Origin of the sequence: Bradyrhizobium sp. (genome assembly GCF_035309285.1) — a bacterium.
Classification (GTDB): Bacteria; Pseudomonadota; Alphaproteobacteria; order Rhizobiales; family Xanthobacteraceae; genus Bradyrhizobium.
In genome coordinates this window covers 1-9,275 of sequence record NZ_DATGFH010000067.1, presented here as the reverse complement: position 1 = coordinate 9,275, position 9,275 = coordinate 1, and the positions used below count along the sequence as shown (strand labels likewise).

Here is a 9,275-nt window from a genome sequence, read left to right as displayed (position 1 = left end):
GCGCCAGTTCAGAAGCGTCGCGGGACATCACGAGACCTCCCGCAGCGCACTGACATTATGTTGCGTAGAAGCCGTCGATCGTCTGGGGGAAAGCGCCCAATCGCGGGGGCGCAACATAACTCTCGGCGCAACATGTTCGGTGTTATGTTCAACTGCACATAACACCGATGCGGCAACAGGACAACATGGCGATCTGCTCGACGTCATCCAATTGAGCCGCGGGCTTGCGTTCAGCGAGGCCGCCGAAGAGGCTCGCCGTTTCCTCAGCCTGCCGCCTCCCGCACCCGATCTTGTATCCGCCGTCCGGCGCCGACCAGCACCTGTCGGCTCATCGGAGGCGGCCCGTCGATTGTGGGCGATCTCGCAAGGCATCGCCGGCACGCGCGCGCAATCCTATCTGGCCGATCGTGGCATCACGCACATTGAAAGCCTGAACAGCCTGCGCTTTCACCCGCGCTGCTACTATCGCCCCGGCGATCACGGCCCCACGGAGACCTGGCCAGCATTGATCGCGGCCGTCACCGACCTTAACCATCGTATCACCGGCGTGCATCGCACCTGGCTCAATCCCGATGGAGTCGATCCCGTAACGCTCGGCAAAGCGCCCATCGACACACCGCGTCGCGCGATCGGCGATCTGCTCGGTCACGCCGTCCGCTTTGGCACGGTGGCCGATGTCGCCGCCGCAGGCGAGGGCATCGAGACCATGTTGTCGCTCCGCGAGTTTCTGCCGGCCATGCCAATGCTGAGCGCACTCTCGGCCGCACACCTTGCGGCAATCCTGTTTCCGCCCACACTGCGCCGCCTCTACGTTGCGCGCGACGACGATCCCGCCGGCGACACGGCCCACGACACGTTGCGCGACCGGGCTCATAAGGCCGGCCTCGACGTGATCCCGCTGTTACCCGGGCTGGGAGATTTCAACGATGATTTGCGGCTGCTAGGCCTCGATACGATTCGGGCTGCAGTCCGAATCCAGCTCCTCCCGCAGGACGTCGCGCGCTTCATGTTGGTGGCCGATCGGATCCGCTAAGGGCGGGCGGGGGCGGAGAGGTGCGTGAGGGTCGTGCAGCGGTTCTCCATCCGGAAAGGGCCGCGCAACCGGCCTTCTTGAGAGGCGACGTTTTGCGGCAAGCGGTCCGGCCCCGCAATGGCGGCGCGCGGCTATTTTCCGCCGCGCGCCCACGAATGACTGCTCACATAGTCCACAGGACGACGCGCGCTTTGCATCGCGAAGCAAAATAGCCGCGCGCCGCCATCCTCCGCTTCGCTCCGGCCGCTTGCGCGGTGCCGGTCCGGTCCGCCCGCCGCCTTTGGTCGCCATGAAGGCCGCGATGGGCGCGGCCGATCCGATCAAGGAGCGCCTCCATGACGACCGACCACAACGGCACCGCTTCCTCTGCCACCGACCACGCGATCGCCGAACTGCAACTCCACGGGTACCGACCGTTCCAGGACGAACCAGATCCAAGGCCACTGCCCGAAGGCCGACTGATCGGAGGCACCATCGCCGACATCTTCGACGCGCTAATTGTCAGCCTGCGCGACACCAGGCTCGAGCCAGATCTCGACGATCTCCTGTGGTCAACGGTCCATTTGTTTCACCGCGCGACCGCGCGCATCGAACGCGAGCTCGATAGCAACGAACAGGCGCAACGGCGCGGCCAGCGCGAGCAGGACGGCTCCGAAATCCGATCCGTCGAGCTCGAACGCCTCGTCGCTCAAGGCCTGACGTTGATCGAACGACGCAATGTGATGGAATACTTCCGCGACCAGGCCGCAGAGCATTTCGCCAAGCACACCGGATCACACTGGCAGCCGCGCACCGGATCGAAAGTCAGCCATCGCACGATGACGGCTGCGCTGATCGACAGCCGAGACTTCATCGCCGCAAAGCGCCGGGCCGAGACCGAAGTCATGCTTCCTCCCGGTCCGAAGATCGCCTTCACCGGCGGGCTCGACTTCAACGATCATCGTCTGATCTGGGACAAGCTCGACCAGGTCCGGGCCAAGCATCCCAACATGGTGCTCTTGCACGGCGGCAGCCCGAAGGGCGCGGAGCGCATCGCATCGCGCTGGGCCGATCACCGCAAGGTGTCGCAGATCGCCTTCAAGCCCGATTGGGCGAAGGGCAAGTCAGCCCCGTTCAAACGCAACGATGCCATGCTCGAAGCACTGCCAATCGGGGTGCTGGTAACCCCCGGTAGCGGCATCCAGGCCAATCTCGCCGACAAGGCCCGCCACCTCGGCATCCCCGTCTGGAAGATCGGCGAGGACGGCGCGTGAGCGCCGTTCTCCCATTTGCCAGCAGGCCTACCAGCAAACGCTATGTCGGCGATAGCGCCGACGTCAATCGCCATCTGGATGTTTCTTCCAGATTGACGGCGTCGTCTCGCCGCGTGAATCCACACCATCAGCGGTACGATCGCAAGAAGCTTGCTTCACCTTTAATTTTGATTCCGAGAGCGTCTACGATCGGTTACACTTCGCTCGCGCCGAGGTGGTGGTGGGAGGCGCGCATCATTCGTGTCCAAAAAATGGAGCCATCCACCATGGCCGCACTTTCCATCCTCGTCGGAGTAGGTTTCTTCTGTTGGCTGCTCTACGGCGCGGCCATCTATACATTGCCGTTTCTTGTCGGCGCCTTCGTCGGCCTCCATGCAGAGGAGGCCGGAGCCGGCGCACTCGGCGGCATCGTGCTCGGCGTCGGTGCCGGCGCGCTGGTTCTGATCGTGGGGCGCGCGGCGTTCGCGCAGGCGCGGGGGCCGCTCCTGCGCGGCGCGATCGCATTGGTCTTCGCGGCCCCAGCCGCGCTCGCAGGTTATTCCCTGACGTCCACTCTGTTCGGCTTGGCTTCGGCATCCGAAGGATGGCGTCAGGCCTTTGCGATCGTTGGGGCAATGTTAATTGGCGCGATCGCCTGGCAAAGACTTGCCGCAACGCTACCGCCTACCAGTGACGACAATCAGCGCCGCCCGGCGCAAGCGTGAAGGTAAGGCGCCACAACACCACGCATTGGATCCGCGCCGCCGACCTCGCTCGGTGTGCTCGAGCGTTATCGCCTGGGTGTGTATTATGACCGAGGCGCATGGGATGCCTTCTTGCTCGATCGCCCGCGGCGCAAAAATCTACTTTCCTTCAAGGGTCGATGGTGATGCCTCCCGCCTCTTGCTTTCCTCGCGCGCCGAACGTCCACGCCTGACCCAAGAGGGTGACGATTGCCGTCGCCGGCTTCTCCTGGCGTCAATGCCATGTTCGCCAATTCTCCTTCGAAACTCCCTGTTCCGAGAAGCGCGTCCATTCACGTCTACGATGGCCTGACCTTAGCCGGACACCGGCTGCGCCTCGATCGCCTAGCCGCAATGCCGGCGTTCAACTTTCTTCCCCTGGGCTTCGCCCATTCCTCGCGCGAACCAAGAAAGTTGCCCGCCGGCATCCTCCGCTGCGCTGCGGTCCTGAAGGATGCTGCGTCGCTCGTCTCCGGCCTTTCGGTCGCCATCGAGACCGCGATGGTCGCGGCTCGGAAACAGAGCAAGGAGAACTACAATGGCGAACATCGGCACCTTCACCAAGACCGAGCAGGGCTTCACCGGCGAGCTCGTCACCCTCAGTCTCAAGGCCAAGAACGTCCGCCTGGTCGAGGAAGCCGCGAGCAGCAACGAGAACGCGCCGACCCACCGGGCCTTCGTCGGAAGAGTCGAGATCGGAGCCGCCTGGGCGAAGCGATCCAACGAAGGTCGCCCGTACCTCTCGGTCAAGCTCGACGACCCAAGCTTCACGGGTCCGATCTACGCGAACCTGATCGAGGACGAGGGCGGCAAGACCCACACGTTGATCTGGTCTCGCCCCAACGGTCGCCGCGGCGGCGACTGACCGGCGCAGGATGCCCCGTCCGGCTGGTCCGGGCGGGGCATTTTCCCGTCTCGCCAATTGGGACTGCGCGCCGGACGAAATCTTCACCGATGCTCATCTGCCCAGCCAATCGCATCCCTTATGCAGTGAAGCCTAGCGAGCGGTCTATGCCGTGCCGTCAGGTTTTGCTTTCGCCGGCTGGATCAACTTTCGCGGACCGATCATCAAGGTCGAAGCTGAACTATACGCCTTTAGAAGGCTTGAATTGCGCAACAAACTCTATGGCCACGTTGAATTGCTTTCCTTTCGGCAGGCGCGATACTGACAAACTTGAATCCCTCGGTGTCGAGTATCTGCGCGAAATCGGCGATGGACCAGATCTACGGTTTACCGGCTGCTAAGCTGTGACAGTGGCAATGGCCTCGTTGAGATCGGCTATTTGGCCTTTTTAGCAGGCCGCCGAAGGAAATCGGTCGGCTCAACCCCCAGGACGTCCGACAACTTTACCAAGATTTTAAGGCCGACCCACGGCTCCCCCTTTTCAAGCTTGCTGATGTAGGTACGATTGACGTCTGCTTCATATGCGAGCGTCTCCTGCGAGACTCCACGCTCCTGCCGAATCCTCCGCAAATTCGCTGCAACAACCTGGCGCCAGTCCATGTGCCAGAATGGGCTGCCTGTCGCTTATTGACCCACCGCTTTAAATCGACAAAATAGGGATGGGATAACCGGCAATACCGTTTAGGCAGGCGGATAGGAGAGCCGCAAAGCAACCTGCGAGTCGACGCCAAGGCCGCGAGGCAGTGTATAAGTCCCCTGACTATTCTCAGCTCCAAGCAAGATTGTGCTACGTTCGGCATTGAAGGAGGCCGGACTTGCCCATGACCATACCCGCCTTCGACGATCATCCCCCAGACTCGCCGCACGTGACGCCCTATGACGAGCGCCACCTGAAGACTTACCTGCGGCTCCTGGACGCCGCAGAAGAAGGAGCCGACTGGCGCGAGGTCGTGCGCATCATCTTCGGCCTCGATCCTCAAAAAGAACCCGAGCGCGCGCGCAGCGTGCATGACAGCCATCTTGCACGCGCACGATGGATGAGCCGGTCCGGCTATCGCGACCTCGTTCGACGCTCGCTGTAATGAGCTGAGAGTTCAACGGTTTTTTGTGACACCCGTTTGATCTCTCATCTTTCACAGCAGGAGCGCTGCAACACGTGTTGCGTGACCGGGTACTTCTAAACTTTGGGGCTGTTCCAATAATTCTACCTAGGATTGGGGGCATGCGTATTTGCGTATCGTAGGGATTATCGCATGCCAGACGGAGCAGGATGGCGGTCGGAAGAATCTACCGACTATTTGGACGGCGTACAGCGGTCAGGATTTGCCTGGGAGTTTCTGAGACGCGACCCGCTATACCGCCAAGACTATCGGCAGATGAGTCTGCTTTTGCAAAGCCAAGCGCCGAGTGACCAGGAGGTGGCTCTGGCGCTGGCAAAGCGCTGGGGCCTGAACTTTTCCGAGTGATCCCCGGCAGCGTAGCGATCAAGCGTCCACGCTCTGGGATCCAAACATCCTGCCGGCGGCCGTCATCCTGATCACGTCGCCGCTCGAATCCGTGAGCTCTCTGACATTTAAGCAGCTACCGCCGGCAGCATTTGTCGTCAGCCGGCCGGACGGCCGCCATGTCTTGCTGCGCGGGCATGGCGGCAACCGCCAGCTTTGGATGCTTGCTGATGCCCCGCCGACCGCACCGTTTGCAGCTGTTATTCCCTTTGACGCACATATGCCGCAGCGCGTCGAAGCCGCATTGCACCTCTGGCTGAGCTTGACCCGATCGGCGCCGCCGCCGGTTGCGCCGCTCACCGCTCAGCAGCGGCGACGGCTGATCTTGATGCTACGCGCGCTAGACGGCTGGCAGCAGCATGCAAGCTATCGCGAGATAGCGGCCGTGTTGCTCGACCCGCTCGTCCGCGGGCAGTCTCGCCGCGAATGGCTGACATCGCCGCGCCGCGCCCAAATCATCCGTCTGGTCAGAGATGGAATTCGCCGCATGCGAGGCGGCTATCGCGATCTGCTCAGGGGCGATTAGCCGGGCACTCCATGATCGGGGTGCTTGGTCAGACTGTTTCCCCTATCGGCGCCGCGTCAGCCGGTCACCAGAGGCTCGCAGCCGTATTGTTAGGTCTCCGTTGACGCAAGGAATTTAGCCGCGTTGTCTGCGGCCACCGCCAGTGCGCGGGATAGCTTGAGCGCCTGATCCGCCGTTACCTCAAAATGGACGCAGACAACGCTCGCGATGGCGACCGTGATCTCGTCATCGATCTGCTCAACTGTGATCCCGGCCGACTCGCTAATCTCGATCCGATCGACAAGCCCGGGCCAGTCAAGTTCCTTCGCCATCGCTACGTTCTCCATTAAAGCCCCCTGCGATAGTATATCGAATTACCGCAACAACGAGGCGCTGACGGGCCACGGAATCTTGATGGGGCAGCTTCCACCCGGGAGGCTGCGGCAGATGAGGCGAAAGATCGCCGCCGCTATTCCTCCTCCTCGGGCCGCAATTCAACAATCCCCGCCGAGCAACGACCGTCGCTTGACGGGGATGGACAGTTTGCGTCGATCTATCTTCGTCATCCTTGTCGCTGCCCGAAATGCGCGATGGTGCGCCTGTCACGCCGTCGATGAGCAAAGACGGCCAACTTAAGCCGGATGTATTCCATGGCCGACAAAGTCTCTCCGTCTCCGCGCTACCTTAGGACTCCTGAAGTCGCCCGCATGCTTGGTGTCTCCAACCGCACGCTGGAGAAACATCGCACGCATGGCACCGGCCCACGCTACCGGAAGCTTGGCGGCCGGGTCGTTTATACGATCGAAGACGTCCAAGCCTGGGCCGATGTCGGCTTGCGCCAATCCACGTCCGACCAGGGAAATGGCGTAATTCATGCTGCCAAGCCGGTGCCTGGCTTGGGGCGGCTTGCGGCTCACCGATCGGGCCGAGGGCGCGTTCAATGACGGCCAGCGGTTTCGTCCACCAATTCGCCGATCCGGCACCTGACCGGCTGACGCATGTCGAGCTGACATGGTTGGCCAAGCGCGTCGAACAGCGCATCCGTTTCGGCCGGCCCATGGCGAGCCTCCGCCTTGATCGTCATCGCCGCTGCGTTTCATTCGCGCCGAACGCCATCTTCGCAGTCGTCCGCTGGACGGGCAACACCTACGGAACCATCTCCTCCGAGATCGATATTCTGCGCGCCGTCGCGCCCGGCGAACGCTGCACCACTGCGCCGCTCATGCAGCCAGGTGGCGAAATCTTCCTGTCGATCAAAAGTTGGCCAAAGGTCGAACGTGTGTTGCAGGCCATCGACGCCGTCGAGGCACTCGGCATCGATCCGGCCGATGCCGCTCCGGATCACTGGCGACACGTTCACAACCGTCTCATCGTAGGCGAAAGACCGCGCGCCTATACGCTCAGCCGGCACCGTGCCTGGCTGAAGCGCCGCAGGATCGTGCCGTGATGACCAGGCTCGCACCGCTCGCGGTCGGATTGCTGGCCATTGCTGCGATCACGGCAACGGCCAGACATCAGGACATCCCCCAATATGTCTGGAATCTCACGCCAAGTGTGCCCCGCGGACTGTACGCGGTCGAACCACCGAACTGTCCGCGCATCACCACACTTGTGGTCGTGCGACCGCCGGAACCGCTCGCCTCGCTCCTGGATCGTGGCGGATATCTGCCGCGCGGCGTCCCGTTGCTCAAGCGCATCTTCGCCCTTTCCGGCCAAACCGTGTGTCGGATCGGCACCCAAATCAATGTTGACGGCATTGCCGCTGCGCCAGCCCGCGAGCGCGACGGCCGCGGCCGCCCGCTACCAAGCTGGCAAGGCTGCCACGTCATCGGCAACAACGAAGTCTTTCTCATGAACTGGGACGAACCCGACAGTTTCGACGGCCGCTATTTCGGTCCGCTATCGATGACGGCGGTCGTCGCACGCGCCGTCCCGCTGTGGACCGACGAAGCCGGCGACGGCCGGTTCGTCTGGCGCGCGGCCGTACGCTGATCTCTCACCCTGCAACCCAACACGGAGCAAATCATGGCTCATATCGGCATCTTCAAGCGCAAGAACGATGGATATAAGGGCACAGTCCGGACGCTAACGCTCGACCGCGAGATCGACATCATCCCGGCAGTCGAAAGCGACGCCGAAAACGCCCCGGATTATCGCGTGCTCACGGGCGAAGTGGAGATCGGCGCGGGCTGGAAGCGCACCGGCGAGCGGGCAGGCAACTACATTGCGCTCGTGATCGATGATCCGTCCTTCGCACACCCGATCCGCGCCAACTTGTTCCATCTGGAACGCGACGGCGACATCTTCCATCTGAGCTGGACCCGTCCGTTACGGCGACAGACGTGATCACACTGATGACGCGGCGGCTTGGCCGTTTCGGCATCATCGCCGCAGCCTCCGTCGTGACCTCATTTCCCATTTCGGCCCACGCCGAACCTGCATCTACGCCATCGGCCGAGCTCGCCGTTTCGTGGCAGTCGTTCATCGACGAAGCAGCAACCCGTTTCTCGGTGCCGGCGTCCTGGATCCGCGCCGTCATCCAGATCGAGAGCAAAGGCAATCCCAAGGCACTGTCGCCGAAAGGCGCGGTCGGCCTGATGCAGCTCATGCCGAACACCTACTCAGAATTGCGCATTCGCTACGGCCTCGGGGCGGATCCCACAGACCCTCATGACAACATCGTCGCTGGTACGGCGTATCTGCGTGACATGCGCGAACGCTTCGGCACGGAAGGATTCATCGCTGCCTACAATGGCGGCCCGCAACGCTACGAGGACCATCTGGCGACAGGCCGGCCGCTGGCGGACGAGACGGTGACCTACGTCGCGAAGCTCGTGCCACTGCTGTCGGGCGGACCTGTCGACGACGATCGCTCCCTCACCATCGATCACGTCTCCTGGCAGCAGGCGCCGTTGTTCGTCGAGCAGCGGGCAGGCGTCTCGGGCGTCAGTCGCTCGGCGTTCACGCCGCTGGCGAGTTTCGCGCGCAACGACCGAACGGTCGCCGATCTTTCCGCGCTCGTTCCGCCTCCCGGCCACCTCTTCGTCGGCAAGCGAGAAGCGCACAGCAAGTAGCGAAGGAAGACGTGATGATCCGAAGCCAAGCCCGCATCATTAACGTGCTGATGGCATACGGGCGATGCCTTCGGCCCGCGCTCTACTCGTCGCTTCGCTCCTCACCGAGCCACCCTACGGGTGTCTCGGCCCTCCGGGTAACGATCGCTATCGCGAACGCTCGCTTCGCTCGTAAACAGTGGGGGGCTCCGCAACTCAACTGCCAAAGTCGCGGCGGCTCTTTAGCAATGAATCGGCTACCAGCCGACGTGTTCGGGCAGGCGCTATTGGAGGATCCAC

General features: G+C 62.5%; 14 protein-coding genes. 12 read left to right on the top strand and 2 right to left on the bottom strand.

The genetic code is table 11. The annotated features are described in order from the left end of the window. The 4 genes from VKR55_RS13115 to VKR55_RS13100 form a co-directional block, all read left to right on the top strand. On the top strand, positions 1–1,033 hold a 1,033-nt coding region (locus VKR55_RS13115), incomplete at its 5' end, for a DUF7146 domain-containing protein (RefSeq protein ID WP_324403859.1). Positions 1,034–1,368: 335 nt separating this feature from the next. Continuing rightward, positions 1,369–2,286 (top strand): DUF2493 domain-containing protein, encoded by a 918-nt coding sequence (locus VKR55_RS13110; protein ID WP_324403857.1) that lies wholly within the window; start codon positions 1,369–1,371, stop codon positions 2,284–2,286. After that, positions 2,283–2,990 (top strand): hypothetical protein, encoded by a 708-nt coding sequence (locus tag VKR55_RS13105; RefSeq protein WP_324403855.1) that lies wholly within the window; start codon positions 2,283–2,285, stop codon positions 2,988–2,990. Before VKR55_RS13110 ends, VKR55_RS13105 begins: the two co-directional genes overlap by 4 nt. Before the next feature lie 556 nt (positions 2,991–3,546). Next, positions 3,547–3,873, top strand: coding sequence for a DUF736 domain-containing protein (locus tag VKR55_RS13100; protein ID WP_324403853.1), 327 nt, complete (start codon positions 3,547–3,549; stop codon positions 3,871–3,873). 414 nt (positions 3,874–4,287) lie between these two features. Here VKR55_RS13100 and VKR55_RS13095 read toward each other — a convergent pair whose 3' ends face one another. After that, the gene (locus VKR55_RS13095) at positions 4,288–4,512 is read right to left on the bottom strand and encodes a helix-turn-helix domain-containing protein (protein WP_324403851.1); all 225 of its coding nucleotides are present in this window, start codon (positions 4,510–4,512) and stop codon (positions 4,288–4,290) included. A 221-nt stretch (positions 4,513–4,733) separates the two neighbouring features. Between VKR55_RS13095 and VKR55_RS13090 the strand changes: the two genes are divergently transcribed. The 3 genes from VKR55_RS13090 to VKR55_RS13085 all read left to right on the top strand — a co-directional run bounded on the left by VKR55_RS13090 (position 4,734) and on the right by VKR55_RS13085 (position 5,943). After that, a complete protein-coding gene (locus VKR55_RS13090; protein ID WP_324403849.1) occupies positions 4,734–4,994 on the top strand; it encodes a DNA -binding domain-containing protein in 261 nt (86 codons plus the stop codon). Between the two features lie 171 nt (positions 4,995–5,165). Further along, the gene (locus tag VKR55_RS33075; protein ID WP_414642356.1) at positions 5,166–5,378 is read left to right on the top strand and encodes a transcriptional regulator domain-containing protein; all 213 of its coding nucleotides are present in this window, start codon (positions 5,166–5,168) and stop codon (positions 5,376–5,378) included. Positions 5,379–5,469: 91 nt separating this feature from the next. Next, on the top strand, positions 5,470–5,943 hold the full coding sequence (locus VKR55_RS13085) for a DUF2285 domain-containing protein (protein ID WP_324403847.1): 474 nt from the start codon (positions 5,470–5,472) through the stop codon (positions 5,941–5,943). Between the two features lie 89 nt (positions 5,944–6,032). On the opposite strand, the gene VKR55_RS13080 is transcribed toward VKR55_RS13085, so the two are convergent. Beyond that, positions 6,033–6,254 (bottom strand): hypothetical protein, encoded by a 222-nt coding sequence (locus tag VKR55_RS13080; RefSeq protein ID WP_324403845.1) that lies wholly within the window; start codon positions 6,252–6,254, stop codon positions 6,033–6,035. Positions 6,255–6,572: 318 nt separating this feature from the next. On the opposite strand from VKR55_RS13080, the gene VKR55_RS13075 reads away from it, so the two are divergent. The 5 genes from VKR55_RS13075 to VKR55_RS13055 are packed head-to-tail and all read left to right on the top strand — an operon-like array spanning position 6,573 to position 8,996. Beyond that, the gene (locus VKR55_RS13075; protein WP_324403843.1) at positions 6,573–6,866 is read left to right on the top strand and encodes a helix-turn-helix transcriptional regulator; all 294 of its coding nucleotides are present in this window, start codon (positions 6,573–6,575) and stop codon (positions 6,864–6,866) included. Continuing rightward, on the top strand, positions 6,863–7,369 hold the full coding sequence (locus VKR55_RS13070; protein WP_324403841.1) for a DUF2840 domain-containing protein: 507 nt from the start codon (positions 6,863–6,865) through the stop codon (positions 7,367–7,369). Before VKR55_RS13075 ends, VKR55_RS13070 begins: the two co-directional genes overlap by 4 nt. Continuing rightward, a complete protein-coding gene (locus VKR55_RS13065) occupies positions 7,369–7,914 on the top strand; it encodes a S26 family signal peptidase (RefSeq protein ID WP_324403839.1) in 546 nt (181 codons plus the stop codon). Before VKR55_RS13070 ends, VKR55_RS13065 begins: the two co-directional genes overlap by 1 nt. Positions 7,915–7,947: 33 nt before the next feature. Continuing rightward, entirely contained in the window at positions 7,948–8,268 is a 321-nt protein-coding gene (locus VKR55_RS13060; protein ID WP_324403837.1) for a DUF736 domain-containing protein, read from the top strand. After that, a complete protein-coding gene (locus tag VKR55_RS13055; protein ID WP_324403835.1) occupies positions 8,265–8,996 on the top strand; it encodes a lytic transglycosylase domain-containing protein in 732 nt (243 codons plus the stop codon). Before VKR55_RS13060 ends, VKR55_RS13055 begins: the two co-directional genes overlap by 4 nt. Positions 8,997–9,275: the final 279 nt, after the last annotated feature.

Coding starts and splice junctions, on each gene's coding strand:
- VKR55_RS13060 (WP_324403837.1), top strand. CDS start 7,948: ATGGCTCATATCGGCATCTTCAAGCGCAAGAACGATGGATATAAGGGC.
- VKR55_RS13080 (WP_324403845.1), bottom strand. CDS start 6,254: ATGGCGAAGGAACTTGACTGGCCCGGGCTTGTCGATCGGATCGAGATT.
- VKR55_RS13075 (WP_324403843.1), top strand. CDS start 6,573: ATGGCCGACAAAGTCTCTCCGTCTCCGCGCTACCTTAGGACTCCTGAA.
- VKR55_RS13095 (WP_324403851.1), bottom strand. CDS start 4,512: ATGGACTGGCGCCAGGTTGTTGCAGCGAATTTGCGGAGGATTCGGCAG.
- VKR55_RS13100 (WP_324403853.1), top strand. CDS start 3,547: ATGGCGAACATCGGCACCTTCACCAAGACCGAGCAGGGCTTCACCGGC.
- VKR55_RS13090 (WP_324403849.1), top strand. CDS start 4,734: ATGACCATACCCGCCTTCGACGATCATCCCCCAGACTCGCCGCACGTG.
- VKR55_RS13110 (WP_324403857.1), top strand. CDS start 1,369: ATGACGACCGACCACAACGGCACCGCTTCCTCTGCCACCGACCACGCG.
- VKR55_RS13070 (WP_324403841.1), top strand. CDS start 6,863: ATGACGGCCAGCGGTTTCGTCCACCAATTCGCCGATCCGGCACCTGAC.
- VKR55_RS13065 (WP_324403839.1), top strand. CDS start 7,369: ATGACCAGGCTCGCACCGCTCGCGGTCGGATTGCTGGCCATTGCTGCG.
- VKR55_RS33075 (WP_414642356.1), top strand. CDS start 5,166: ATGCCAGACGGAGCAGGATGGCGGTCGGAAGAATCTACCGACTATTTG.